The following is a 25,831-nucleotide window of genomic DNA, read 5'->3' as shown; positions in this document are numbered from 1 at the left end:
TGGGATGATCGCTTTATGACGCAAGCCGACGGATATCTCCTCGACAACCGCCAGAGCGAGGCCGGACAGCGCTTCGACGCCTTCGCCGCCCTCTTCGACCCCACCACCTTCCGGCACTTTGAGGCGTTCGGTCTCGGACCGGGCTGGCGCTGCTGGGAGGTCGGGGCCGGCGGCACCTCGGTGGTGTCCTGGCTGGCCGAGAAGGTCGGACCGGCCGGCCAGGTCGTCGCCACCGACATCAACACCTCGCTGCTCGCCACGGCCGCCCACGCACCGGTCGAGGTCCGCACCCACGACGTCGGCGCCGAGGAGCCGCCGGGGGAGGGCTTCGACCTGGTGCACGCCCGGCTCGTCCTGGTCCATGTCCCGGACCGGGAAAGGGCGTTGCGCTCCATGATCAAGGCCCTGCGCCCCGGCGGACGGCTGCTGATCGAGGACGCCGACCCCGCCCTCCAGCCCCTGACCTGCCCCTACGAGTACGGCCCCGAACAGCGGCTCGCCAACCGCCTGCGCCAGGGTTTCCGCAAGCTCCTCGCCGAACGCGGCGCCGATCTGTCCTACGGCCGCAAACTCCCGCGGCTGCTGCGCGAGGCCGGGCTGCACGACGTGGAGGCCGACGCCTACTTCCCCGTCGCCTCGCCCGCCTGCACCGCCCTGGAGTCCGCCACGGTCCGGCAGATCCGCGGCCGGCTCGTCACCGCGGGGCTGGCCACCGACGAGGAGATCGACCAGCACCTCGCCAACGTGGCGGCAGGCACCATGGACCTCGCCACGGCCCCGATGATCTCCGCATGGGGCCGCAAGGAGTAGACCCGCCAGGCAACGGCGCCGGCCCGCCGTCTCCGGTCGCGGTGCCGCGTCAGCCGTGGACGGGCGGTCTGGCGCCCACACGTTCCACCGCCCTCGCGCCCGCCCGGCAGCCCCGCGCCGCCGCCTCCGTGGGATCCGCGCCGGCGACCAGCGCGGCGAGGAACGCCCCGGTGAAGGCGTCACCGGCGCCCGTGGTGTCCCGGGGCGTCGCCGGTTCGGCCGGAACCCGCGCGAGGACGCCGCCCGCCTCGGCGACCAGCGCACCGTCCGCCCCCGCCTTGGCCACCACCATCGGCACACGGCTGCTCAACTCGGCCGCCGCGTCCGCCGGATCGGGCCGCCCCGTCAGCAGACAGGCCTCGTCCCGGCTCGGCAGCAGCACGTCCACGCCCTCGACGAGCGCCAGGAAGCGGTCCACGCCCAGCGTCACGAGGAACCCGGCCGACGCCGGATCCAGGCTCACCGGCACGCCACGCGCGCGTGCCGACGCCAGGGCCACCGCCACCAGCGCCCGGCTCGGCTCGGAGAACAGCAGATAACCCGACAGATGCAGCCTGGCGACCCCGTCGAGCAGCGCGTCCGACCAGTCGGCGGGCTCCAGCCGCAGCGACGCCCCGCTGTCCGTGAGAAAGGTGCGCTCGGCCGAGTCGCCGTTGTCGACCAGGCAGATGACCGTCCCCGTCGCGGCCTCGGGGTCCACCACGAGCCGTGGCCGGACCCCGGCAGCGAGCAGCTCCCGCTCGTGCCACTCGGCCGCGTCCGCACCGACCCGGCCCAGCAGCCGGACGTCCGCACAGCCCGTACGGGCGGCCCAGCAGGCCACGTTCGCGCCCGCCCCGCCAGGCACGGTCCGGATCACGGCGGCCGTGTCCGTGCCGGTCGCGAGCGGACCCCGGTGGCGCGCGACGACATCGGTGACGACGTCCCCGACGACCAGCAGCGCGCCCTGTCCGGCTGCCGTCACCCCCTGGCCCACGCCGACGCGATCCGCGCCGCCAGCCGTACGTTGCCGCGCACGGCCGCCAGGTTGGCCTCCAGCGAGGCGCCGTCCGTGTGCCGGACCAGATAGCCGAGCAGGAACGGCGTGACCGCCTGACCGGTGATCCCCTCCGCGTCGCACGCGCGCAGCGCGTCGGCGAGCACACGCGCGTGCAGCACGGGATCGAGCTGCTCCGCCTCCGGGACCGGATTCGCGACGATCAGCGACGTGTCCGCCGCGTCGAGCGCGTCCTGCGCCCGCATGACCTCCGCGACCTGCGCCGGGGTCTCCAGCGTCCAGTCGACCGGATACCCGGAGTCGGACAGATAGAAGCCGGGGAAGCGGTCCGTGCCGTAACCGGCCACCGCCACGCCCAGGGTCTCCAGACGCTGCAGGGTCGCCGGCACGTCCAGGATCGACTTCACGCCCGCACACACCACCGTGATCCGGGTGCGCGCCAGCAGACCCAGATCGGCGGACTCGTCCTGGGTCACCGTCCACTCCCGGTGCACCCCGCCGAGACCGCCCGTCGCGAACACCCGGATGCCGGCCAGCGCCGCCAGCTGTGCCGTCGCCGACACGGTGGTCGCCCCGCTGGCCCCCGCCGCCACGGCGAGCGGGAGGTCGCGCTGGCCCAGCTTGCGGATCCCGTCCTCGTTGGCGACCCGCTCCAACTGGTCTTTGGCCAGGCCGACATGGGGCTGCCCGTCCAGCACGGCGATGGTCGCGGGCACGGCACCCTCGTGCCGTACCGCCTCTTCCAGCTCCAGTGCCACCTGGAGGTTGCGCGGGCGCGGCAGCCCGTGCGCGATGATCGTGGACTCCAGGGCCACCACTGCCCGGCCCGCGCCGAGCGCCTCACGGACCTCTTCCGACATCACCAGCACCACGCGCCTGCCTCCTGTCCGTCGGTCTTCCCTCATCTCTGGCGGGCGGCACACCCGGCTAAACGCTTGCGGCCTGTGCCGGACGCCACCAGCCTGGGCCGCATGACGCATCACATGGCACGTCTGGACCATGTCGTCCTCTGGGTCGCGGATCCGGTCGCCGCGGCCGGCTTCTACGAGCGGATGCTCGGCCTGGAGCCGCTGCGGGTTGTCGAGTTCACCGCGGGAGAGGTGTCCTTCCCCTCCGTACGCGTCAACGAGGAGACGATCCTCGACCTCGCGCCGCACACCTTCGCCGAACACATGCCGGTGCTTCCCGGCACCGCCGACAGCGCGGGCCACCCGGTGAACCACATCTGTCTGTGCCTGCCGTCCGACGCGTTCGACGCCCTGCGCGCCCGCCTCGCCGAGCATGCCGTCCCCATGACCGACATCGGCCACGACTCCTTCGGCGCCCGCGGGAAGGCCCCGCGCAACTTCTACTTCCGCGACCCGGACGGCAATGTCGTCGAGGCCCGGCACTACGACTGACCGCAGACGGACCGCCGCTCCCGCCGGGGCGCCTCAGAAGAGCGGCTCGGGCAGGACGCCCTCCAGGGCGAGCAGCTTCCGCTTGGTCTCCAGACCGCCGCCGAACCCGCCGATGCCGCCGTCGCTCTCCACCACCCGGTGACACGGCACGACGACCGGCAGCGGATTGGCCCCCATCGCCGCGCCCACCGCCTGCGCCCCGCCGGGCTGCCCGACCCGCCCGGCCAGATCGCCGTATCCGACCACGCTGCCGTAAGGGACGCCGGCGGCCAGCTCGCGCAGCACCTGCCGGTTGAAGCCGGAGATCAGCGACCAGTCCAACGGCAGGTCGAAGTCCTGCCGCTCGCCCGCGAAGTACGCCCGCAGCTGGCGTATCGCCTCGGCCAGCACCGGCGCGGCGGCATCCTCGACGGGCTCGGCGCCCAGCCGGGCCGCCAGCCGCTCCAGACTCCGCTCCCGCACCGCGTCCGTGGCGTGGAAGACCACGGTGACCAGGCCCTCGCGGGTCGCCGCCAGCAGCAGCGGACCGATGTCGGTGCTCACGACGGCCCACACCACCCGCTGCTCGTACTGCCCTTCGCTGTCCATGCGACCCACCGTACGACCCGCCACTGACAACGCCGTGCCGCCCGGCCCCGCTCAGCTCGCGCGCAGCGCGGCCCGCACCACGTCCGGCTTGTTGGTGATGATCCCGTCGACGCCGTAGCCGACGGCCTTCCAGGTGGTGGCCGCGTCGTCCACCGTCCAGGTGAAGACACGCAGCGGCCTGCCGTGCGGGCCGTCGATCGAGTGCACGGAGGTCACATAACCGGCGGAGATCGACCCCACCGTCGGGTTGATCAGGTCCGTGAAGCGCGCGTACCCGTCCAGGGACGTCACGGGCGGTGTGCCGAGGTAGCCGGTCGTCACGGCGGGCCTGAGAGCGTGCACGATGCGCAGGCTGTCCGCGCTGAAGCTCTGCACGACGATCCGGCCGAGATGCGGGCCGTCGAGCCAGCCCTCGTTCCCCAGCAGCTTGACGATCTGCTGCTCGATGCCCGGGTACAGCTCCGGGTTCTTGATCTCCAGGAGCAGTTTCTCGTGGTTGTGCTCGATCCTGCGCATGTACTGCGCCAGCGTGGGCACGCGCGTGCCTGTGTACGAGGGTGAGAACCAGCTGCCCGCGTCCAGCCGGGCGATCTCCATGGCGGTGAAGTCCTTCACCTTCCATGGCGCCCGGCCGGGGAAGACCTGTTCGGCGTTCGTGGTGCGCGCGAGGCTGTCGTCGTGGAGGACGACCAGCCGGCCGTCCTTGGTGCGCTGGACGTCGTTCTCGACCCAGGTGAAGCCCAGCTCGGCCGCCTTGTCGACGGCGGCCAGCGTGTTCTCGGGCGCGTAGACGGAGGCGCCCCGGTGGGCGAGGACCGTGGGCTCGCGCGCGCCGCCGGCCCGGGCGGCGGGCACGGGGCTGAGCAGGGCGGCCGTGCCCAGCAGCGCGGTGGTCGTGGCGGCGACGGCACGCGCGTGCATGTGTACTCCTCACGTCGGCGAATACGGACAGCACAAGAGTGACAGCAGAGAGTCAATGGCGGCCGGGTACCGGATGGCCACAGATTGAATGGAGTTACCCAAGTCCGCTCACTGGTGCCGCACAACTGCGGGAAGGCCGTGTTTCTTTGCCGGAAAATCGTTCGACCATTCCGGTGCGGGTCATACTCTCTGCGTCAACCCTGACCGCTCGGGCGGTCCTGGGACGGGGGCGCATATCAAATATTCCGGGACGCAAAGGGTGAAGGGCAGCCACGTATGCAGGGCACGGTCGACGGATTCAGCTACGGGGTCGTCACCCCGCTGGTGGCCTATGTGATGGCCTGCCTCGGCGGTGCCCTGGGGCTGCGCTGCACGACCCGGGCGATGCTGGTGTCCCAGTCCTGGCGGCCCGCCTGGCTTGCCCTGGGGGCGGCCGCGATCGGCTCCGGCATATGGACCATGCACTTCATCGCCATGATGGGGTTCAGCGTCAAGGAGACGCCGGTCCATTACGACAAGACGCTCACCTTTGCGAGCCTCGGCCTCGCCATCGTCATGGTGGGTGTCGGGATCTTCATAGTCGGCTACCGGGGCGCCACCGGAACCGCGCTCTTCACAGGCGGCACGATCACCGGCCTGGGCATCGCCTCGATGCACTACCTCGGCATGGCCGGCCTGCGCCTCAACGGGACCCTGGAGTACAACACGCTCACCGTGGGCGCGTCCGTCGTGATAGGGGTCGTGGCCGCCACCTCGTCCCTGTGGGCCGCCGGACAGATCCGCGGCTTCCTGTGGAGCGTCGGTGCGAGCCTCGTCATGGGACTCGCCGTCAGCGGCATGCATTACACCGGCATGGCCGCCATGAGCGTCCACCTCCACGACACCGGTGGCACGCCCCCCGGCGACTCGCCCGCCTCCCTGCTCGCTCCCATGCTGATCGGCCCGCTGGCCTTCCTCTGCCTCGCTGCCGCCGTCGTGGTGTTCGACCCCATGATGATCATCGGCAGGCCCGACCGGCTGCGCGTGGAGCACAAGCCGGGTGTCCCGGCCGACGAGGTCACCCACCACCCGAGCCGCCGCCCACAACTGCGCATCGGCCGCCAGCAGAGCCACCACAGCTCGCGCACTCCGCAGAATCGCTGATCAGAGCCAGTTGTCAGTGCGGGGTCGTACGGTGGAACCCATGCGGCCCGTTTCCCACATCGAACGCACGGTGGCGCCCTTCGAGGTCGTCAGCCCGTACCAGCCCAGCGGCGACCAGCCGGCGGCCATCGCCGAGCTGGCCAAGCGCGTCGAGGCCGGTGAGAAGGACGTCGTCCTCCTCGGCGCGACCGGCACCGGCAAGTCCGCCACCACCGCGTGGATGATCGAGAAGCTCCAGCGCCCCACCCTGGTGATGGCGCCGAACAAGACGCTGGCCGCCCAGCTGGCCAACGAGTTCCGCGAGCTCCTCCCGAACAACGCGGTCGAGTACTTCGTCTCGTACTACGACTACTACCAGCCCGAGGCGTACGTCCCGCAGTCGGACACCTACATCGAGAAGGACTCCTCGATCAACGAGGAGGTCGAGCGACTGCGCCACTCCGCCACCAACTCGCTCCTCACCCGCCGCGACGTCATCGTGGTCGCCTCCGTGTCCTGCATCTACGGCCTCGGAACACCGCAGGAGTACGTCGACCGGATGGTCCCGCTGCGGGTGGGCGACGAGATCGACCGTGACCTCCTGCTGCGCCGTTTCGTCGACATCCAGTACACGCGCAACGACGTGGCGTTCGCACGCGGCACCTTCCGCGTCCGCGGCGACACCATCGAGATCTTCCCGGTCTACGAGGAGCTCGCCGTCCGCATCGAGATGTTCGGCGACGAGATCGAGGCGCTGTCCACGCTGCACCCGCTCACCGGCGAGATCATCAGCGACGACCAGCAGCTGTACGTCTTCCCGGCCTCCCACTACGTCGCGGGCCCCGAGCGCCTGGAGCGGGCCGTCAACGACATCGAGAAGGAGCTGGGGGAGCGCCTGGCCGAGCTGGAGAAGCAGGGCAAGCTTCTGGAGGCCCAGCGGCTGCGCATGCGCACCACGTACGACATCGAGATGCTCCGCCAGATCGGCAGCTGCTCCGGCGTGGAGAACTACTCGATGCACTTCGACGGCCGCCTGCCCGGCTCGCCGCCGAACACCCTGCTCGACTACTTCCCGGACGACTTCCTGCTCGTCATCGACGAGTCGCATGTCACCGTGCCGCAGATCGGCGCCATGTACGAGGGCGACGCCTCCCGCAAGCGCACCCTCGTGGACCACGGCTTCCGGCTGCCCTCCGCCCTGGACAACCGCCCCCTGAAGTGGGAGGAGTTCCAGGAACGGATCGGGCAGGCCGTGTATCTGTCGGCGACCCCCGGCACCTACGAACTGTCTCGCGGGGACGGCGTCGTCGAGCAGATCATCCGCCCCACCGGCCTCATCGACCCGGAGGTCGTCGTCAAGCCCACCGAGGGCCAGATCGACGACCTGGTGCACGAGATCCGCAAGCGCACCGAGAAGGACGAACGCGTCCTGGTCACCACGCTCACCAAGAAGATGGCCGAGGACCTCACCGACTACTTCCTGGAACTCGGCATCCAGGTGCGCTATCTGCACAGCGACGTCGACACCCTGCGCCGCGTCGAGCTGCTGCGCGAGCTGCGCTCCGGCGAGTACGACGTCCTGGTCGGCATCAACCTGCTGCGTGAGGGCCTCGACCTGCCCGAGGTGTCCCTGGTGGCGATCCTCGACGCCGACAAGGAGGGCTTCCTGCGCTCCGGCACCTCGCTGATCCAGACCATCGGCCGCGCGGCGCGCAATGTCTCGGGCCAGGTCCACATGTACGCCGACAAGATCACCCCGGCGATGGAGCGGGCCATCGACGAGACCAACCGCCGCCGGGAGAAGCAGGTCGCCTACAACTCGGCCAACGGCATCGACCCGCAGCCGCTGCGCAAGAAGATCAACGACATCGTCGCGCAGATCGCCCGCGAAGAGGTGGACACCGAACAGCTGCTCGGCTCGGGCTACCGCAAGCAGAAGGACGGCAAGGCGGCCAAGGCCCCCGTTCCGGCCCTGGGCGACAAGGCGGCCAAGGGTGCGAAGGCCGGCAAGGCGGCCAAGGGCAAGGCGAAGGAAACGGTGCCGACCGACCGTCCCGCGGCCGAACTCGCCGAGCAGATCGAGGAGATGACCGAGCGGATGCGTGCCGCCGCCGCGGATCTGCAGTTCGAGATCGCGGCCCGGCTGCGTGACGAGGTCTCCGAGATGAAGAAGGAACTGCGCCAAATGAGGGAGGCAGGCCTGGCCTGAACCCCGAGCCGCCGCCGGACTCCGGCAAGGGCGCGAAGTGTTGCAACACCGACACAAACCGCGGGCCGGGGTTCGGCACTGTCAGTGGCGCTGCATAGGGTTTTGGACAACCGCGAACTTCGCGGCAACCGGGGACATCCGACGAGGGGACAGCAGCCGTGACCGTCAACATGACCAAGGGTCAGGCCATCAGCCTGGAGAAGAAGGACGGCGGCTCCCTGAGCGCGGTCCGCATGGGTCTTGGTTGGAAGGCGGCACCCCGGCGCGGGCTGTTCGGCTCGCGCACCCGTGAGATCGACCTGGACGCCTCGGCGGTGCTGTTCGCCGACAAGCAGCCCGTCGACGTCGTGTTCTTCCGCCACCTGGTGAGCGACGACGGCTCCGTCCGGCACACGGGCGACAACGTCGTCGGCGGCGCGGGTCAGGGCGGCGACGACGAGGCCATCCTCGTCGACCTCGCACGCGTCCCCGTCCACATCGACCAGATCGTCTTCACCGTCAACTCCTTCACCGGCCAGACCTTCCAGGAAGTCCAGAACGCCTTCTGCCGGCTGGTCGACGAGACCAACGGCCAGGAACTCGCCCGCTACACGCTCGACGGCGGCGGCGAGTACACCGCCCAGATCATGGCGAAGGTGCACCGGACCGGCTCGGGCTGGACGCTGACGGCCCTGGGCGTGCCGGCCAAGGGCCGCACCTTCCAGGACCTGGTGCCCACGATCCTGCCGGTCCTCTAGGAGAAGCTCCGCGGCGCACGACGACACCACACACAGGGGGACATGGGCGATGGCGGCCGAGCTGGCGCGCGGGCAGAACCACCCACTCTCGCGGAACCGGATCGAGATCCGGATCTCGGCCGATGTGCCGGTCGTGGCCGGGGCCACCCTCGCCGACGACGGCGGCCGGGTGCGAGACGCCGACCGGGTGGCCCATCCGGGCGCACCCACCCTGCCCGGGATCGAAGTCTCCCGGCAGGCGGCCGCCGAACACCGGCTCGCCGTCGACCTCGACGCCCTGCCCGAGGCCGTGCACCGGGTCAGCGTCCTGATCGCCCTGCCCGCAGCCCCCGGCGGCCCGGTCCGCTTCGGCGCGGTCGCCCCGCCGCGCGCCGCGGTCACCGGTCTCGACGGCACCGAGGTCGCCGGCTACACCCTCGCCGGTCTGGACGCCGAGTCGGCCGTCGTGGCCCTGGAGCTCTACCGCCGCCAAGGCGCCTGGAAGATCCGTGCGGTGGGCCAGGGCTACGCGGACGGCCTCACCGCGCTCCTCGCCGACCAGGGCCTGCCCCAGGCCGCCGAACTCGCCTGCGGGATCGAGGAGGCGGTGGCGCGCGGTGTGGCCCGGGCCGTCCCGGTGCGCACGGACACCGGCCGCTCCCGCCGTACAGCAGGCTCCGTCGCCGGCCCCGATCCGTCCGGCACAGCCACCGGGTCCCCGTACGACGTTCAGACGCCCGGTGACGGCAGCGATCAGCCGATTCCCTCCGGCCGACCCGGCGGACCGGAGCCGGTGCCCGTGCCTGGTGACGGCCGCTCTCCGGTCTCTGATGGACCCGCTGCCGCTGCCGCTGCCGCTGCCGCTGCCGCTGCCGCTGCTGCCGCCGACGCGGCCACGTCCGTCGGTGGTCCCATCGACTACACGCATCCGAAGCGCCGCCAGGTCTCCCCGTCCAGGGCCCCGGCGGCACCCGCCCCGGTCGACGGGCCCGTGCCGCCCGTCGCGGGCGATGCGGTCGGCTGGTCCATGGACGAGCGGCTGTACAACCAGGTCTGGGGCATGTTCGAGGACCTGGCCCGCTCCACCGCCGCATACCGCAGTGCCGTCGACTTCGCCGAGTCACGCATGGAGAAGGAGCTCGACCAGGTCCTCGCCGACCCACGCAGCCGCCTGGGCTCGACGGGAGACGCCGCACGCGAGACGGCCCGCGCCCGGCAGGCCCAGCTGGTCGACCAGGCCCAGGCGGCCCTCGACCGCGACCTCGCCCAGCTCACCGCCGAGTCCGAGGTCGTCGAGCCCGCCCTGCCACCGGCGTACGCGCGCTGGGACAACCCCGTCTGGCACGCCTACCGGGTACCGACCGAGCCGCCGATGGCCGTGCGACTGGGCGACCTGCACCTTGTGGAGAGCGACCCGCTGCGCATCCCGATGCTGGTCCGGCTGCCGCTGGAGCGGGGCCTGTGGATCGACAGCGGCCCCACCGTGACTCCTGACGACGCCTTTCCCGACGCCGGTGAACTCCGGCACCTCGCTCTGCGGACGGCGGTGACGCTCGCGGCCCGGCTGCTCGCCGTGCATCCGGCCGGGGAGTTCGGCGTACAGGTCATCGATCCGGCCGGTTCCGGTGCCTCCGCACTCGCCCCGCTGACGGGAGCCGGCGTGCTGGCCCGGCCGCCCGCGACAGGTGCGGCCGGTGTGGCGGAGGTGCTGGGGCGGCTGACCGAGCGTGTCGACCTGGTACAGATGGCCGTGCGCGGCGGCGCGGCCGACGCCCTGCCGCCCGGTCTGGACACCTCGCGGCAGCTGCTCGTCGTCAACGAGTTCCCGCACGGTTTTGACGACCGGGCCGTCACCCAGCTGCGCTATCTCGCGGACGAGGGCCCGGACGTCGGTGTCCATCTCCTGCTGGTCGCCGACCGGGAGGACGCCGCCGCCTACGGACCGTTGCTCGATCCGCTGTGGCGTTCACTGATGCGACTCACACCGGTACCGGACGATCACCTGGCCGACCCGTGGGTGGGGCATGCCTGGACGTACGAGCCCTGCCTGGTGCCGGCCGGCAGCCAGGTGCTCCAGCAGGTGCTCAACCTGGTCGCGATCGCTTATACCAAGCGTATGTAAAGTCCCCTGACCAGGTAATTTGGTCTTTCTTTTGCCAATTGCTTTACCTTTCCTTGGTGATTGGGGTACTGTTTTCCTCACGGAGGGGAGTACTCCCTGTCTGCTGCGGCGTACCCGTCAATACGGATCCGACCGGATCCCGGGGCGTCGGCCCGTCTCGGGTGGAAGAGACCTCCGGCAGCGAAGACGCTGATCTTTGCCATTCACGAACCGGAGGCACAGTGGATGTATCCGTGACCCTTTGGGTCCTCACCATCTTGGGTCTGGCCGCCCTGATCGCGGTCGACTTCTTCATCGGCCGCAAGCCGCATGACGTATCCGTCAAGGAAGCAGGAATCTGGACCGTCGTCTGGATCGCCCTGGCCGGACTCTTCGGCCTCGGCCTGCTCGTCTTCGGCGGCGGCCAGGCCGGCGGCGAGTTCTTCGCGGGCTTCATCACCGAGAAGTCGCTGAGCGTCGACAACCTCTTCGTCTTCGTCCTGATCATGGCGAAGTTCGCAGTGCCCTCGCAGTACCAGCAGCGGGTGCTGCTCGTCGGAGTCCTCATAGCCCTGGTCCTGCGGGCCATCTTCATCGCCGCGGGCGCCGCGATCCTCGCCAGCTTCTCGTGGGTGTTCTTCCTCTTCGGCGCCTTCCTGATCTGGACCGCCTGGAAGCTGATCCAGGAGGCCCGGGCCGACGACGAGGAAGAGGAGTTCGAGGAGAACAAGCTGCTCAAGGCCGCGGAGCGCAGGTTCGGCGTGGCCGACCGCTACCACGGCACCAAGCTGTGGATCCAGCAGAACGGCAAGCGGGTCATGACCCCGATGCTGGTCGTGATGCTTGCGATCGGTACGACCGATGTCCTGTTCGCGCTGGACTCCATCCCCGCGATCTTCGGCCTGACGCAGGACCCGTACATCGTCTTCACGGCCAACGCCTTCGCGCTGATGGGCCTGCGGCAGCTGTACTTCCTCATCGGCGGACTGCTGAAGAAGCTGGTCCACCTCTCCTACGGCCTGTCGATCATCCTCGGCTTCATCGGCGTCAAGCTCGTGCTGCACGCCCTGCACGAGTCCGGCGTCCACGTCCCGGAGATCAGCATCCCGGTCTCGCTCGGCGTCATCTGCGCGGTCCTGATCGTCACCACGATCACCAGCCTGCGGGCCTCCAGGAAGCAGGCGGCGGCCGAGGCGGCGCAGACCCGGAGCGAAGGCGCTCCGAAGGACAGCATCGACGTCTGACCACGTCGGACGTAGGAACAACCACCCCGTGGAGCGGTGCGAAGCGCATTGCCGACCCACCGCTCCCGGTGCTTCGGTGGGTGGCGGAGCGTCCCCGGTCGGGGGTGCTCCGCCACCCGGTGGAGGCAACCGTGACATTCGTCCAGATCATCGACTTCGAGACCGACCGCATCGACGAGATGAGGGCCCTCGCGGACGAGATGGGCAACCAGCTCGCCGGCGGTGAGAACAGCCCGACGCGTCGACTGATCCTCAGGGACCGGAGCCGGCCAGGCCACTACCTGGGCGTGATCGAGTTCAACTCCTACGAGGAGGCCATGCGCAACAGTGACGACCCCGAGACGAGCAAGTTCGCCGAGCAGATGGCCGCCCTGTGCACCCGCCCGCCGTCCTTCACCGACTGCGACGTCGTGGACATGACCGACTTCACGTAACCGTTCGACCGACCGCGCCCGTACGACCCGGGGGCCAACCGCGCCGGCGGGCAGGCCCCCGGCACCCGAAAGGACTGGAATGCGAACCCCGGACGCCTCTGCCACCATCGCTGCATGATCACTCGGCTCAGGTCGCTCACCACTCAGTGGACGTTCCTCGTGCCGGTGTTCGCGGTCGTCCTGCTCCTGTTCACCTGGGGCCGCGATCTGCCCGGTGCGGTCGTCGCACTGGTGACCGTGGTCCTCGCCGGATCCGTCCTCGCCGCCGTTCACCACGCCGAGGTCGTCGCCCACCGGGTCGGTGAACCCTTCGGCTCCCTGGTCCTCGCCATCGCCGTCACGATCATCGAGGTGGCCCTGATCGTCACCCTCATGGTCGACGGGGGCGACAAGAGTTCCACCCTGGCCCGGGACACCGTCTTCGCCGCCGTGATGATCACCTGCAACGGCATCGTCGGCATCTGTCTCCTCGTCGCCTCCCTGCGCCACGGCACCGCGGTCTTCAACCCCGAGGGCACCGGCGCCGCCCTCGCGACCGTGGCCACGCTGGCCACGCTCAGCCTGGTCCTGCCGACCTTCACCACCAGCAGACCGGGCCCGGAGTTCTCCGGCGTCCAGCTGACCTTCGCGGCCCTGTCCTCACTGATCCTGTACGGCCTGTTCGTCGCCACCCAGACCGTGCGGCACCGCGACTACTTCCTGCCGATCACCCGGCAGGGCGAGGTGATCGACGGCGACGACCACGCCGAGGCCCCCTCCCAGCGCACCGCCTGGATCAGCCTCGGCCTGCTGGGCCTCGCCCTCGTCGGCGTCGTCGGACTGGCCAAGGGCGTGTCGCCGACGATCGAGTCCGGCGTGCAGGCCGCCGGACTGCACCAAGCCGTCGTCGGTGTGATCATCGCCCTGCTGGTGCTGCTCCCCGAGACCATCGCAGCCCTGCGCTCCGCCCGCCGCGACCGTGTGCAGACCAGCCTCAACCTGGCGCTGGGCTCGGCGATGGCCAGCATCGGCCTGACCATCCCCGCTGTCGCCCTCGCCTCCATCTGGCTCTCCGGCCCTCTGGTCCTCGGCCTCGGCGCCACCCACATGCTGCTGCTCGCGCTCACCGTGGTGGTCAGCTCCCTCACGGTGGTGCCGGGCCGGGCCACACCGCTCCAGGGCGGCGTCCACCTGGTGCTGTTCGCCGCCTATCTGGAGCTGGCGATCAACCCCTAGATCGCGGTCACCCGGTGACCGGCTCGGCCGCCGCCACCGGCACCGGGCGCGTCTCCGGCAGCAGCGCGAAGCAGCCCAGGCTCAGCAGCGCGATCGCCGTCAGGTACGCCCCCACGGCCCACGGCACGCGCCCACTGTGCTCCGCCAGTGCCGTCGCCACGATCGGCGTGAGCGCGCCCCCGAGGACCCCGCCGAGGTTGTAGCCGACGGCGGCGCCGGTGCAGCGCACCCGAGGCTCGTACAGCTCCGGCAGATAGGCGGCGATGACCGAGAACATGGTGATGAAGGAGATCAGCGCGCCCGTGAACCCGAGGAACATCAGCAGGGGCTCACCGGTCGCCAGCAGCGCGACCATCGGGAACATCCACAGCGCCGAGGCCGTGCACCCCACCAGGCACAGCGGCCGCCGCCCGTAGCGGTCGCCGAGCAGGGCCATGACCGGCGTGAGCGAGCCCTTCACCACCACGGCGGCCATGATGCAGACGAGCATGACGGTACGGCTCACTCCGAGCCGGTCCGTCCCGTACGCCAGCGACCAGGTGGTCACCGCGTAGAACACCGCGTACCCGACCGCGAGCGCCCCCGCCGTCAGCAGCACCAGCCGCCAGTGATGCCGTACGACCTCCGCGATCGGCACGCGCGCGTGGTCGTCGAGCTCCAGGAACCGGGGGCTCTCGGCGAGCGACGAACGCAGCCACAACCCGCTCAGCGCCAACGCTCCGGCCGCCCAGAACGGCACCCGCCAGCCCCACTGCGCGAACTCCGCTTCGGAAAGCGACGCGGACAGGGCCAGCATCACGCCGTTGGCGAGCAGAAAGCCGATGGCCGGGCCGATCTGCGGAAAGCTCGACCACAGGGCGCGCCGCCCGGGTGGCGCGTGCTCAGCGGTCAGCAGTACTGCCCCGCCCCACTCCCCGCCGAGCCCCAGCCCCTGCAGAAAGCGCAGCAGGAGAAGCAGCAGAGGAGCGGCAACGCCGATCCTGTCGTACGACGGCACGAACCCGACCGCGACGGTCGAGGCGCCGGTCAGCAGCAGGGACGCGACCAGGACCGGACGCCGGCCACGCCGGTCCCCGATGTGCCCGAACAGCACCGAGCCCAGCGGCCGGGCCACGAACCCCACGCCGAACGTCCCGAACGCCGCCAGCGTCCCCGCGAGCGGCGAGAACGTCGGGAAGAACAGCGGCCCCAGGACGAGCGCCGCGGCCGTGCCGTAGACGAAGAAGTCGTAGAACTCGATGGCGGTCCCGGCGAGCGAGGCGGCCGCCAGCCGCAGCATCGAGGGAACCCTTACGGTGCGTACATCGTGCATGTCGCGTCAACTACCCACGGTGACCGTCAGTTACGGGGGCGCACGGCGCCCTTCGCGGGCGCCTCGGCGCACCGTGATAAACCGGTCTGAGCCGCGGTCCGCCCAGGGCCGCTCATCGTCCGAACGGACCGGAGGAAGCGTGCCCCGCACCCTGGCCAACGCCCCGATCATGATCCTCAACGGGCCCAACCTGAACCTGCTCGGCCAGCGTCAGCCCGAGATCTACGGCTCCGACACGCTCGCCGACGTCGAGGCCCTCTGCGTCAAGGCGGCGGCCGCGCACGGCGGCACCGTGGACTTCCGCCAGTCCAACCACGAGGGCGAACTGGTCGACTGGATCCACGAGGCGCGCCTTGGCCACTGCGGGATCGTCATCAACCCGGGTGCCTACTCGCACACCTCGGTCGCCATCCTGGACGCCCTCAACGCCTGTGACGGGATGCCTGTGCTGGAGGTCCACATCTCCAACATCCACCAGCGCGAGGCGTTCCGGCACCACTCCTATGTCTCCCTGCGTGCCGACGGCGTGATCGCCGGATGCGGTGTGCAGGGCTATGTGTTCGGCGTGGAGCGGGTGGCGGCGCTGGTCGGCGCCGCCACCGCCGAGGCGTGACCCCTCAGAGCCGTCCGGCCTCCACGATCCGCCGCAGGAAGCGCCGGGTGCGTTCCTGTTGCGGGGCGCCGAACACCTGATCGGCAGTGCCGTGTTCGAGTACGACGCCGCCGTCGAGGAAGCAGATCTGGTCGGCGACGTCCCGGGCGAAGCCCATCTCGTGCGTCGCCAGCACCATGGTCATGCCCTCGTCCTTCAGACCACGGACCACGGTGAGCACCTCGCCGACCAGCTCCGGGTCGAGGGCGGCGGTGATCTCGTCGAGCAGCAGCAGCCGGGGCCGTACCGCAAGGGCGCGCACGATCGCCACCCGCTGCTGCTGACCGCCGCTCAGCCGGTCGGGGTAGGCGCCCGCCTTGTCACCCAGGCCGAGGCGCTCGAGCAGCTCCCTGGCCCGCTCCTCGGCTTCCGCGCGGGAGACGCCGTGCACCCGGCGCGGCGCCAGGGTGATGTTCTCCAGCACGGTCATGTGCGGGAAGAGGTTGTACGCCTGGAAGACCACGCCGATACGGCGGCGCACCGCGTCCTGGTCCGCACGCGGGTCGGTGATCTCCTCGCCGTCCAGCCAGATCGCGCCGTCGTCGATCTCCTCGAGGAGGTTGGCGCAGCGCAGCAGCGTCGACTTGCCGGATCCGGACGCGCCGATCAGCGCGGTCACCGTGTGCGGGGCGACCGCCAGGTCCACGTCCCGCAGGACCACCGAGCCGCCGAAGGTCTTGCGGACGGACTCCATGCGCAGGACAGGTGCGTTGCTCATATGGATCCTCCCTGGGCCCGCTGCCGGTCCATCCTGGCCGTCACCCAGTCCGTGAAACGGGTCATCGGGATGGTCAGCGCCACGAAGACCAGCCCGGCGACGATGTACGGCGTGTAGTTGAGGCTGCGGCCCACGATGATGTCCGCCGCGCGTACGGCGTCGATCGCACCGCCGATCGACACCAGACCGGTGTCCTTCTGGAGCGACACCAGGTCGTTCAGCAGCGGCGGCACCTGACGCCGTACCGCCTGCGGAAGCACGACATGGCGCAGGGCCTGCCGGTTGGTCAGGCCGAGCGAGCGGGCCGCCGCGCGCTGCGAGGGATGGACCGACTCGATGCCGGCGCGGAACACCTCGGCGACATACGCGGAGTACGTCAGCGTCAGCGCCGTACCGCCCAGCAGCACCGGATCGACCGTCACCCCCTGGAGCCGCAGCGCCGGGACACCCAGGACCACGATCATCAGGTTGATGATCAGCGGCAGCCCGCGGAAGAAGTCGGTGTACGCCGCCGCGAGCGCCCGCAGCGGGAAGAACACCGGCCCGCGCAGCGTGCGCGCGATGGCGATCAGCATGCCGAGGGCCAGTACGGCGGCCCCGCAGACGACCAGCAGCCGGACGTTCAGCCACAGCCCTTCGAGGACCTTCGGAAACGCCTCGCGCGCGTACTGCCCGTTGAAGAACGTCTCCTTGGTACGCGGCCAGCCGGGCGCGCTCACGACGACCAGATAGAGCACGGCCGCCGTGACCAGCGTCGAGAGCGCGGCGATCGCGGTGGCACGGCGGGCCCGGGCACGCCGGTAGCGCTCCCGCTCCAGCCGCCGTCCGGACGGGGTGTAGCCGTCGTCCCCGCGCTCGGACATGCCACTCGCGTCTTTCGCGCCCTCCTGCCCTGTCCCGTCCTTCGTGACGGTCACTTGAGCACCGGGGCGTCGACGGCGTCGGAGAGCCACTGCTGCTCGATCTTCGCCAGGGTGCCGTCCTTGCGCAGCGCGTCGACGGCGTTCGTGACGCACGAGGTGAGCGCGCTGCCCTTGTCGAGGACCAGGCCGAACTGCTCGGGTGTGCCGCCCTGGTTCTCGAACTGGCCCACGATCTTCGCGTCGGTCACCTCGGCCGAGGTGATGTAGAACGCGGTCGGCAGGTCGACCACGATCGCGTCCACCTGGCCGTTCTTCAGCGCCGACTTGGCCTGGTCGTTCTTGGCGTACACGGCGGGCTGCTGCGACGGCTTCACCACGTCGGTGATGTAGTCGAGGCTGGTGGTGCCGACCTGGGCGCCCAGCTTCAGCCCCTTCAGATCCGCGATGGTGGTCGCCTTCGCGGCCTTGCTGCCCTTCAGCGCGATGACCGCCTGGCGCACGTCGTAGTAACCCGACGAGAAGTCCACGGCCTTCTTGCGCTCGGCGCTGATGGACACCTGGTTGATGTCGAAGTCGAAGGTCTTCACACCGGGCGCGAACGCCTTGTTGAACGGCACGCTCTGCCAGACGACTGAACCCTTGTCGTACCCCAGCTGCTTTGCCACGGCGTACGCGACCGCCGACTCGAAGCCCTCGCCGTTGGCCGGCTTGTCGTCCTTGAACCAGGGCTCGTACGCCGGTTCGTCCGTCGCGATCGTCAGCTTGCCCGACGTCTGGGTGGCCAACTTGCCCTTGGCGCAGGTGGTTCCGGCCGACGAGGAGGAACCGCCGGAGGCCTTGTCGTCCGGCTGCGGAGCACAGCCGACAGCGGTGGCGAGCAGGGCTATGGTGGCGGCGGCGACAGCGCGGCGCAGTGCGCTCGGGGCAGGGTGCATGGCGGGAGAGTGACAGCGAAGGCCGCGTTTGTCCAGGTCAAGACGGTATTTGTCCGCATACTGGGAACCGGTGTTGCGGTCTTGTGAACGTTGCCTGCTGCGGGTTGCGAGGTGGTCACGCCGGGGCCGCCGGTCGAGGGCGGGGAATGGTGACCGGCGGCCCGTACCGCGCAGGAGCCGTCATCCTGTGCGGGGCTGTCACCAGTTGACCGCGCAACGACGTGCGCGGGGAGCGTGCGCTGGACTCCGGCGCGTGCGAACTGTTCACACGGGGCGCGCGAGGAGTCCGCGCGGGGCGTGTGACGTCGTGCACGCGGGGCGCGAGTGAAGGGGTGTGCGCCGGGCGCGAGTTGAGAACCGCGCGCCGGGCGCGCGCTCATGCACTCGGCTCACGCCCAGCGTGCGTACCCCGTGCTCACCACCCGCGCGCGTGCCACTCCGGCAGGTGCGGGCGCTCGGTGCCCAGCGTGGTGTCGTTGCCGTGCCCCGGGTACACCCAGGTCTCGTCCGGCAGTACGTCGAAGATCTTGGTCTCGACGTCGTGGATCAGGCTGGCGAAGGCCTTCGCGTTCTTGCGCGTGTTGCCGACCCCGCCGGGGAAGAGGCAGTCCCCGGTGAAGACGTGCGGATGGCCGTGCGGGTCGTCGTAGACCAGGGCGATGGAGCCGGGGGTGTGACCGACCAGGTGCCGGGCGGTCAGTTCGACCTGGCCGACCCGGATGACGTCGCCGTCGTCGACGGCGACGTCGGTGGTGACCGGGATGCCGGAGGTGTCCTCGCGGCCCGCGTACGTCCGTGCGCCGGTGGTGGCGACGACCTCGGCCAGCGCCTGCCAGTGGTCGCCGTGCTGGTGCGTGGTGACGACGGACGCGATGCCGTCGTCACCGATCATGCCCAGGAGTGTCTCCGCGTCGTTGGCCGCGTCGATCAGCAGTTGCTCGTCCGTGGCGCGGCAGCGCAGCAGATAGGCGTTGTTGTCCATGGGCCCGACCGCGATCTTGGTGATCATCAGGTCCTTGAGCTCGTGCACGTCCGCCGGTCCGCCGACCGTCACCTCTCCGCTGTACGTCATGGCGGTCAGCCTATAGCGGGGAGTGGCCGGCGAGGTGCCGTGCGCTACAGCGGAGGGAGCGCGGGCAGTGTCCCGCCGGACACGTCCAGGACGGCTTCAGCGCGGCGTCCGGCGAGCCAGCCCAGCAGGTCCGCCGGCCGGCCGGTGACGGTGACCTCCGGCCGGGAGGCCTGCCGTCCTGTATGCCACGCGCGCGTGCCGTCCGTGATCCTTGTCGCCGGGACGTCGGGGTGCGCGAGGAAGCGGGCCGCCAGGAAGTCGATCTCCCGCTCCGTGAACTCCTCCGGGAGGTCCTCCAGCTCGTACCCGATCCCGAGGTCGACATGGTGCAGCTCGACCTCGCCCCAGCGCCGGAACGGCACCCGGGCCGCCGTGTCGGTGACCCCGTTGCGCAGTTCCACCGTGCGCGTCCAGTCCGCGGGCTCGGCCCCTCTGGCCCGGAAGCGGGCGTCGCTCTCGCGCAGGTCGGTGAGCTGGGCGTCGAGCGGGCGCGGGGCGTCACGCGCGATGTCGGCGTCCCGGGCCTCGCCGGAGGCGTACATGGGATGTCCGTCGAGGACGTTCGTGAGCGCGTCCGCGTTGCGGGCGAGGTGGGCCAGGACGTGGCCGACCGTCCAGTCGGGCAGCCGTGACGGTCGCGCTACGGACGCGTTGTCCAGTTTGGCGACTGCGGTGAGGAGCCGGTACGTCGCTTCCTGTACAGACGCCAGGTCATGAGCGTGATCAATCATGGAGCTGACAGTAGTCCCGCCACACCTTCGGGTGAAGGTTTCGCGCGAGGTCCGTAAATCGAATGCGCGTGCTATATCGTCGGTGGCGGCGTCGGGCATGCTGGATGGTCCGGGATTGTTTACGCATCCAGGAATCCGAACCGGCGTTGTCAGTGGCTCCCCCTAGTCTGAAGAAGCACGGGGCTCTGCCCCTGTCACTTCTCTCAAGAAAGGTGCGGACCGGCTGTGGCCGACCGTCTCATCGTCCGTGGCGCGCGCGAGCACAATCTGAAGAATGTCTCGCTCGACCTGCCTCGTGACTCGCTCATCGTCTTCACGGGGCTGTCCGGGTCGGGCAAGTCCTCCCTGGCCTTCGACACGATCTTCGCCGAGGGCCAGCGTCGCTACGTGGAGTCACTCTCCTCGTACGCCCGCCAGTTCCTCGGGCAGATGGACAAGCCGGACGTGGACTTCATCGAGGGTCTGTCCCCGGCGGTGTCCATCGACCAGAAGTCGACCTCGCGCAACCCGCGCTCGACGGTCGGCACCATCACCGAGGTCTACGACTACCTGCGTCTGCTCTTCGCGCGCATCGGCAAGCCGCACTGCCCCGAGTGCGGCCGTCCGATCTCCCGCCAGTCGCCGCAGGCCATCGTGGACAAGGTCCTGGAGCTGCCGGAGGGGAGCCGCTTCCAGGTGCTCTCGCCGCTGGTGCGCGAGCGCAAGGGCGAGTTCGTCGACCTCTTCGCCGACCTCCAGACCAAGGGTTACTCCCGCGCGCGCGTGGACGGCGAGACCATCCAGCTCTCCGAGCCGCCGACGCTGAAGAAGCAGGAGAAGCACACCATCGAGGTGGTCGTCGACCGTCTCACGGTGAAGGACACCGCCAAGCGCCGCCTCACCGACTCCGTCGAGACCGCGCTCGGCCTGTCCGGCGGCATGGTCGTGCTCGACTTCGTCGACCTCCCCGAGGGCGATCCGGAGCGCGAGCGCATGTACTCGGAGCACCTGTACTGCCCGTACGACGACCTGTCCTTCGAGGAGCTGGAGCCCCGTTCCTTCTCCTTCAACTCGCCCTTCGGCGCCTGCCCCGAGTGCACGGGCATCGGCACGCGCATGGAGGTCGACCCGGAGCTGATCGTCCCGGACGAGGACAAGTCGCTCGACGAGGGTGCCATCCACCCCTGGTCGCACGGGCACACCAAGGACTACTTCGGCCGCCTGATCGGCGCCCTCGCCGACGCGCTGGGCTTCCGCACCGACATCCCCTTCGCCGGGCTGCCGCAGCGCGCCAAGAAGGCCCTGCTCTACGGCCACAAGACGCAGATCGAGGTCCGCTACCGCAACCGCTACGGCCGCGAGCGCGTGTACACCACGCCCTTCGAGGGCGCGGTGCCCTTCGTCAAGCGCCGGCACAGCGAGGCCGAGAGCGACGCCAGCCGCGAGCGCTTCGAGGGCTACATGCGCGAGGTGCCCTGCCCGACCTGTCAGGGCACGCGCCTGAAGCCGATCGTCCTCGCGGTCACGATCATGGACAAGTCGATCGCCGAGGTCTCGGCGATGTCCATCAGCGACTGCGCGGAGTTCCTGGGCGAGCTCAAGCTCAACGCCCGCGACAAGAAGATCGCCGAGCGCGTGCTGAAGGAGGTCAACGAGCGGCTGCGGTTCCTGGTCGACGTCGGCCTGGACTACCTCTCGCTGAACCGCGCGGCCGGCACCCTCTCGGGCGGCGAGGCCCAGCGCATCCGCCTGGCCACCCAGATCGGCTCCGGTCTCGTCGGCGTCCTGTACGTCCTGGACGAGCCGTCGATCGGCCTGCACCAGCGTGACAACCACCGGCTGATCGAGACCCTGGTCCGGCTCCGCGACATGGGCAACACGCTCATCGTCGTCGAGCACGACGAGGACACCATCAAGGTCGCCGACTGGGTCGTCGACATCGGCCCCGGCGCAGGCGAGCACGGCGGCAACGTCGTACACAGCGGCTCCCTCAAGGAACTGCTCGCCAACGAGGAGTCGCAGACCGGTCAGTACCTGTCCGGCAAGAAGGCGATCCCGCTGCCCGACATCCGCCGCCCACAGGACCCCACTCGCAGGCTCACGGTGCACGGCGCCCGCGAGAACAACCTCCAGGACATCGACGTGTCCTTCCCGCTGGGCGTGTTCACGGCCGTCACGGGCGTGTCCGGCTCCGGCAAGTCGACGCTGGTCAACGACATCCTGTACACGCACCTGGCCCGTGAGCTGAACGGTGCGCGGAACGTCCCCGGCAGGCACACGCGCGTGGACGGCGACGACCTCGTCGACAAGGTCGTGCACGTCGACCAGTCGCCCATCGGCCGCACCCCGCGATCCAACCCGGCGACGTACACCGGGGTCTTCGACCACGTCCGCAAGCTGTTCGCCGAGACCACCGAGGCGAAGGTCCGCGGCTACCTGCCGGGCCGCTTCTCCTTCAACGTCAAGGGCGGCCGCTGCGAGAACTGCGCGGGCGACGGCACCATCAAGATCGAGATGAACTTCCTCCCGGACGTCTACGTCCCGTGCGAGGTCTGCCACGGAGCCCGGTACAACCGGGAGACGCTGGAGGTCCACTACAAGGGCAAGTCCATCTCCGAGGTCCTGAACATGCCCATCGAAGAAGCCATGCACTTCTTCGAGGCCGTTCCGGCGATCAACCGCCACCTCACGACGCTGAACGACGTCGGTCTCGGCTACGTCCGCCTCGGCCAGTCCGCGACCACCCTGTCCGGCGGTGAGGCGCAGCGCGTGAAGCTCGCCAGCGAGCTGCAGAAGCGCTCCACCGGGCGCACGGTCTACGTCCTGGACGAGCCGACCACCGGTCTGCACTTCGAGGACATCAGCAAGCTGCTGAAGGTCCTCGCCGGCCTCGTGGACAAGGGCAACACGGTCATCGTCATCGAGCACAACCTCGATGTGATCAAGACCGCGGACTGGGTCGTCGACATGGGTCCGGAAGGCGGTGGCGGTGGCGGACTCGTCGTCGCGGAGGGCACGCCCGAGGAGGTCGCCGCCGTCCCGGCCAGCCACACCGGCAAGTTCCTGCGCGAGATCCTCGGCGCCGACCGCATCAGCGACGCCAGCTCGGTGAAGGCCCCGCGCAAGACGGCGGCGAAGAAGACGGTCGCGGCCAAGTCGGCCGCGAAGAAGACGGCGACCGCCACGACCGCCAACAACACGGCCGCGAAGAAGGCGGCCGGGGTCACGAGGAAGACGACGCCCGCGAAGAAGACGACGCGGGTTGGCAAGGCCTGAGACCCCCGGGCAACCGGATCGGACGAATCCAGAAAAGTGCGGCGCCCGTGGGAACTTCCCGCGGGGCGCCGCTCGTTCCATCATCAGCCGCCCGATCCCCGCGGCGACGACGAACCTTGACTCATCAAAAGCGGAATCAGCGGTAGCGACGAATTCGGCGACGGAGAGCCGAACCTCCCTTACAGCTGGCCGAGTTCGGAGGCGTACGGCGGCTCCGCACCCGCCCGGGAGCAGGTGATCGCGGCTGCCCGCGCCGCGAATCGCAGCAGCTTCGTCCAGCCGTCGGCGCCCAGTCCCGCGAGCGCCTCGGCGGACAGGGCGTCCTGGGCGGCAAGTCCATGCAGCAGAGCCGCGTTCACGGTGTCGCCGGCGCCGATCGTGTCCACGACGTCGACCTCCTCACCGGGGGCGGCGTACACGGTGCCGTCGGGGGTGAAGGCGCTGAGACCGTCACCGCCATGGGTGATCACCACTGCGGAGGGGCCCGACGCCAGCCACTCGCGCGGGGTACCGCCCAGCCACAGCGCGTCCTCCTCCGAGAGCTTGAGGAGAGTCACCGAGGGCAGCCAGCTCTTGAAGCGTGCCCGGTAGGCGTCCGGGTCCGTGATCAGACCTGCCCGGATGTTCGGGTCGAGGGCGGTGAACAGACCCTGCCCGGCCGCACCGCGCATCAGCTCCTCGTAGGCGCTCGCCCCCGGTTCCAGGGCGAGCGAGAGCGTCCCGAAGGAGACGGCACGGGTCGTGGCGGGAAGGCTGGCGGGGGCGGTGAACAGACGGTCGGCGGTGCCGTCGACATAGAAGGAGTAGGAGGCCGAGCCCTGCGCGTCGATCGTGGCGGCCGCGAGGGTGGTCGGTTCCGTGCCGCGCTCCACGAGGGAGACATCGACACCCGCGCGCCGCAGCCCGTCCAGCAGGGCCTCGCCGAAGGCGTCGTACGAGGTGCGGGAACAGAACGCGGTGGGGGAGCCGAGGCGGCCGAGGGCCACCGCCGTGTTGTACGGGCCACCGCCGAGTGCCGGCTGCAGGGGCGCGAGGGCGCCCGTGCCCTGCGGTACCAGGTCGATCAGTGCCTCACCGGCGACGACGATCACAAGAGGGTTCCTTCCTCGGGGTACTCGGAATGCTGGTGGTGCCCGGACCGTCCGGACTGCGGGACCTGCTCGGAGTGTGCGGACGGGACCTGCTCGGAGTGTGCGGACCGCGGCCGCGACCCTGCCGGCCAGGGCGACCGGCCCCGCGCGGTCGAAGCCGCCCCGCTGTCCTCCTCCTGGCAGCCGCACGACGTCCGGTGCACGAAGGTGCACGGAAGCCGTACGGTCCTGGCGGGCCGGTTGGGTGCGGCCAGCCGTTCGAGGAGCACCCGGACCGCCTCGACGCCGATCTCTCTGCTGGGCTGGGCGACGGCGGTGAGGCGAGGCGAGAACAGATCGGCCCAGGCGAAGTCGTCGAAGCAGCACAGGGCGATGTCGTCCGGCACGGAGAGGCCGTGTGCGCGCAGGGCGCGCAGCGCGCCGATGGTCATCGCGTTGTTGGCGGTGACGAGCGCCGTGGGCGGCACGGTGAGCGACATCAGGGCCGCGGTGGCCCGCTCGGCTCCGGCGGACTCGGAGTGGCCGGGGACGACCAGACCCTCGTCGAGGGGCAGCCCGGCGGAGGCGAGCCCCTGCCGGTAGCCGGTGATCCGTTCGCCGGTGGTGCTGAGCCCGGGCAGCCCCGCGACCAGGCCGATCCGGCGATGACCGAGACCGGCGAGATGGGTGACGAGCCGGGCCGTCGGCTCGGTGTTCTCGGCGCAGACCTGGTCGAAGCGCGGGGCGGTGTCCGCGCGGCCGTCGATCACCCGGTCGAGAAGGACGGTCGGCACGGCGTGCCGGTCCAGATAGGCGAGGAGTGCGCGCGGGTCGGCGGAGGGGGCGGCGATCACGCCGTCGACACGGCGTTCGTGCAGAAGCTGGACGACCTTGCGTTCGTGCTCGGGGTCGTCGTGCGGATCGGCGATGAGCAGGCTGTAGCCGTGTTCCAGGGCAGCGGCCTCGACGCCCTGCAGGATCTCCGTGAAGTAGGGGTTGCTGATCGCCGACACCGCGAGCCCGATGGAGCGGGTGCGCGAGGTCACCAGAGAGCGGGCGAGGGTGTTGGGTGTGTAGCCCAGTTCCTCGATGGCGTCGAGCACCGCCTGACGGGTGTGGGGCAGCACCGGACGCGTCTCGTTCAGCACATGAGAGACGGTCGCCACGGAGACACCGGCACTTCGGGCGACGTCGGCCATCGTGGGCACAGGGCTCCCCTCCTTCGCGTCCCGCCCTAGGGCAAGGCCCTTCCGTTCCCTCGCGGGTTGCCGCGGGCCTGGGCCTCGGCCGGGAAGCTACCCCATTCGGAACCGCTGCGTAAACGCTTACGCAAACGTTTACGTCCGATCGGATGAACTCTCCCCGGCCATATTCACGCCTCCTCCGCCCGACCCATCGGCCGCGCTGGTCGACCCACCCCCCAGCCCCACCACCGGCCCCCACCAACGTCTACCCGCGTCCACCGC

Annotated in this window: 23 protein-coding genes; 11 read left to right on the top strand and 12 right to left on the bottom strand. The window is 70.2% G+C overall.

Annotation, left to right across the window (positions count from 1 at the left end; genetic code table 11):
- Nucleotides 1–15: 15 nt before the first annotated feature.
- Nucleotides 16–810 carry a methyltransferase domain-containing protein gene (locus ACGFZQ_RS17380; protein WP_393841093.1) on the top strand — a complete coding sequence of 265 codons (795 nt, stop codon included), beginning with the start codon at nt 16–18 and terminating at the stop codon, nt 808–810.
- 49 nt (nt 811–859) lie between these two features.
- Here the strand turns inward: ACGFZQ_RS17380 and ACGFZQ_RS17375 are convergent, their stop codons facing one another.
- Together ACGFZQ_RS17375 and ACGFZQ_RS17370 are read right to left on the bottom strand one after the other, a co-directional pair.
- Nucleotides 860–1,774, bottom strand: coding sequence for a carbohydrate kinase family protein (locus ACGFZQ_RS17375; protein WP_393841092.1), 915 nt, complete (start codon nt 1,772–1,774; stop codon nt 860–862).
- Nucleotides 1,771–2,676: a pseudouridine-5'-phosphate glycosidase gene (locus ACGFZQ_RS17370; protein WP_393841200.1), complete on the bottom strand. Its 906-nt coding sequence runs from the start codon at nt 2,674–2,676 to the stop codon at nt 1,771–1,773. Before ACGFZQ_RS17370 ends, ACGFZQ_RS17375 begins: the two co-directional genes overlap by 4 nt.
- Before the next feature lie 102 nt (nt 2,677–2,778).
- Between ACGFZQ_RS17370 and ACGFZQ_RS17365 the strand changes: the two genes are divergently transcribed.
- On the top strand, nt 2,779–3,207 hold the full coding sequence (locus tag ACGFZQ_RS17365; protein WP_393841091.1) for a VOC family protein: 429 nt from the start codon (nt 2,779–2,781) through the stop codon (nt 3,205–3,207).
- A gap of 33 nt (nt 3,208–3,240) precedes the next feature.
- On the opposite strand, the gene ACGFZQ_RS17360 is transcribed toward ACGFZQ_RS17365, so the two are convergent.
- Both ACGFZQ_RS17360 and ACGFZQ_RS17355 read right to left on the bottom strand, forming a co-directional pair.
- Nucleotides 3,241–3,795, bottom strand: a complete 555-nt coding sequence (locus ACGFZQ_RS17360; RefSeq protein WP_351694967.1) for a methylated-DNA--[protein]-cysteine S-methyltransferase — start codon at nt 3,793–3,795, stop codon at nt 3,241–3,243.
- Nucleotides 3,796–3,846: 51 nt separating this feature from the next.
- Nucleotides 3,847–4,716 carry a glycerophosphodiester phosphodiesterase gene (locus ACGFZQ_RS17355; protein WP_393841090.1) on the bottom strand — a complete coding sequence of 290 codons (870 nt, stop codon included), beginning with the start codon at nt 4,714–4,716 and terminating at the stop codon, nt 3,847–3,849.
- A gap of 276 nt (nt 4,717–4,992) precedes the next feature.
- On the opposite strand from ACGFZQ_RS17355, the gene ACGFZQ_RS17350 reads away from it, so the two are divergent.
- From ACGFZQ_RS17350 to ACGFZQ_RS17320, 7 genes are all read left to right on the top strand, one after another.
- Complete coding sequence (locus ACGFZQ_RS17350) at nt 4,993–5,859, top strand: MHYT domain-containing protein (RefSeq protein WP_393841089.1); 867 nt, start codon at nt 4,993–4,995, stop codon at nt 5,857–5,859.
- A gap of 40 nt (nt 5,860–5,899) precedes the next feature.
- Entirely contained in the window at nt 5,900–8,047 is a 2,148-nt protein-coding gene (gene uvrB / locus ACGFZQ_RS17345; protein ID WP_393841088.1) for an excinuclease ABC subunit UvrB, read from the top strand.
- A gap of 158 nt (nt 8,048–8,205) precedes the next feature.
- Nucleotides 8,206–8,784: a TerD family protein gene (locus ACGFZQ_RS17340; RefSeq protein ID WP_351732827.1), complete on the top strand. Its 579-nt coding sequence runs from the start codon at nt 8,206–8,208 to the stop codon at nt 8,782–8,784.
- Between the two features lie 49 nt (nt 8,785–8,833).
- Nucleotides 8,834–10,885: a TerD family protein gene (locus tag ACGFZQ_RS17335; protein WP_393841087.1), complete on the top strand. Its 2,052-nt coding sequence runs from the start codon at nt 8,834–8,836 to the stop codon at nt 10,883–10,885.
- A gap of 221 nt (nt 10,886–11,106) precedes the next feature.
- Nucleotides 11,107–12,108: a TerC/Alx family metal homeostasis membrane protein gene (locus tag ACGFZQ_RS17330; RefSeq protein ID WP_351732831.1), complete on the top strand. Its 1,002-nt coding sequence runs from the start codon at nt 11,107–11,109 to the stop codon at nt 12,106–12,108.
- Nucleotides 12,109–12,239: 131 nt separating this feature from the next.
- Nucleotides 12,240–12,542 carry a hypothetical protein gene (locus ACGFZQ_RS17325; RefSeq protein ID WP_382531741.1) on the top strand — a complete coding sequence of 101 codons (303 nt, stop codon included), beginning with the start codon at nt 12,240–12,242 and terminating at the stop codon, nt 12,540–12,542.
- Between the two features lie 114 nt (nt 12,543–12,656).
- Nucleotides 12,657–13,757: a calcium:proton antiporter gene (locus ACGFZQ_RS17320; protein WP_393841086.1), complete on the top strand. Its 1,101-nt coding sequence runs from the start codon at nt 12,657–12,659 to the stop codon at nt 13,755–13,757.
- 7 nt (nt 13,758–13,764) lie between these two features.
- Here ACGFZQ_RS17320 and ACGFZQ_RS17315 read toward each other — a convergent pair whose 3' ends face one another.
- Entirely contained in the window at nt 13,765–15,069 is a 1,305-nt protein-coding gene (locus ACGFZQ_RS17315; protein WP_351732838.1) for an MFS transporter, read from the bottom strand.
- A 139-nt stretch (nt 15,070–15,208) separates the two neighbouring features.
- On the opposite strand from ACGFZQ_RS17315, the gene aroQ reads away from it, so the two are divergent.
- Nucleotides 15,209–15,682, top strand: coding sequence for a type II 3-dehydroquinate dehydratase (gene aroQ, locus ACGFZQ_RS17310; RefSeq protein WP_393841085.1), 474 nt, complete (start codon nt 15,209–15,211; stop codon nt 15,680–15,682).
- Between the two features lie 4 nt (nt 15,683–15,686).
- Here the strand turns inward: aroQ and ACGFZQ_RS17305 are convergent, their stop codons facing one another.
- The 5 genes from ACGFZQ_RS17305 to ACGFZQ_RS17285 all read right to left on the bottom strand — a co-directional run bounded on the left by ACGFZQ_RS17305 (nt 15,687) and on the right by ACGFZQ_RS17285 (nt 20,040).
- Entirely contained in the window at nt 15,687–16,439 is a 753-nt protein-coding gene (locus ACGFZQ_RS17305; protein WP_393841084.1) for an amino acid ABC transporter ATP-binding protein, read from the bottom strand.
- On the bottom strand, nt 16,436–17,356 hold the full coding sequence (locus tag ACGFZQ_RS17300) for an amino acid ABC transporter permease (RefSeq protein ID WP_393841083.1): 921 nt from the start codon (nt 17,354–17,356) through the stop codon (nt 16,436–16,438). The genes ACGFZQ_RS17305 and ACGFZQ_RS17300 overlap by 4 nt, the downstream gene beginning before the upstream one ends.
- A complete protein-coding gene (locus ACGFZQ_RS17295; protein ID WP_393841082.1) occupies nt 17,353–18,237 on the bottom strand; it encodes an ABC transporter substrate-binding protein in 885 nt (294 codons plus the stop codon). Before ACGFZQ_RS17295 ends, ACGFZQ_RS17300 begins: the two co-directional genes overlap by 4 nt.
- Nucleotides 18,238–18,652: 415 nt before the next feature.
- On the bottom strand, nt 18,653–19,309 hold the full coding sequence (locus ACGFZQ_RS17290; RefSeq protein ID WP_393841081.1) for an MBL fold metallo-hydrolase: 657 nt from the start codon (nt 19,307–19,309) through the stop codon (nt 18,653–18,655).
- A 44-nt stretch (nt 19,310–19,353) separates the two neighbouring features.
- The gene (locus tag ACGFZQ_RS17285) at nt 19,354–20,040 is read right to left on the bottom strand and encodes a maleylpyruvate isomerase family mycothiol-dependent enzyme (RefSeq protein ID WP_393841080.1); all 687 of its coding nucleotides are present in this window, start codon (nt 20,038–20,040) and stop codon (nt 19,354–19,356) included.
- Nucleotides 20,041–20,265: 225 nt separating this feature from the next.
- Between ACGFZQ_RS17285 and uvrA the strand changes: the two genes are divergently transcribed.
- Nucleotides 20,266–23,295 carry an excinuclease ABC subunit UvrA gene (uvrA, locus tag ACGFZQ_RS17280; RefSeq protein ID WP_393841079.1) on the top strand — a complete coding sequence of 1,010 codons (3,030 nt, stop codon included), beginning with the start codon at nt 20,266–20,268 and terminating at the stop codon, nt 23,293–23,295.
- 179 nt (nt 23,296–23,474) lie between these two features.
- Here the strand turns inward: uvrA and ACGFZQ_RS17275 are convergent, their stop codons facing one another.
- Nucleotides 23,475–24,386: a carbohydrate kinase gene (locus ACGFZQ_RS17275; RefSeq protein WP_393841078.1), complete on the bottom strand. Its 912-nt coding sequence runs from the start codon at nt 24,384–24,386 to the stop codon at nt 23,475–23,477.
- A complete protein-coding gene (locus ACGFZQ_RS17270; RefSeq protein WP_393841077.1) occupies nt 24,383–25,573 on the bottom strand; it encodes a LacI family DNA-binding transcriptional regulator in 1,191 nt (396 codons plus the stop codon). Before ACGFZQ_RS17270 ends, ACGFZQ_RS17275 begins: the two co-directional genes overlap by 4 nt.
- Between the last annotated feature and the right edge of the window lie 258 nt (nt 25,574–25,831).

The organism is Streptomyces sp. NPDC048254 (genome assembly GCF_043201895.1).
Classification (GTDB): Bacteria; Actinomycetota; Actinomycetes; order Streptomycetales; family Streptomycetaceae; genus Streptomyces.
The sequence above is the reverse complement of the archived record's forward strand: the minus strand, read 5'-3'. Positions and strand labels throughout refer to the sequence as shown.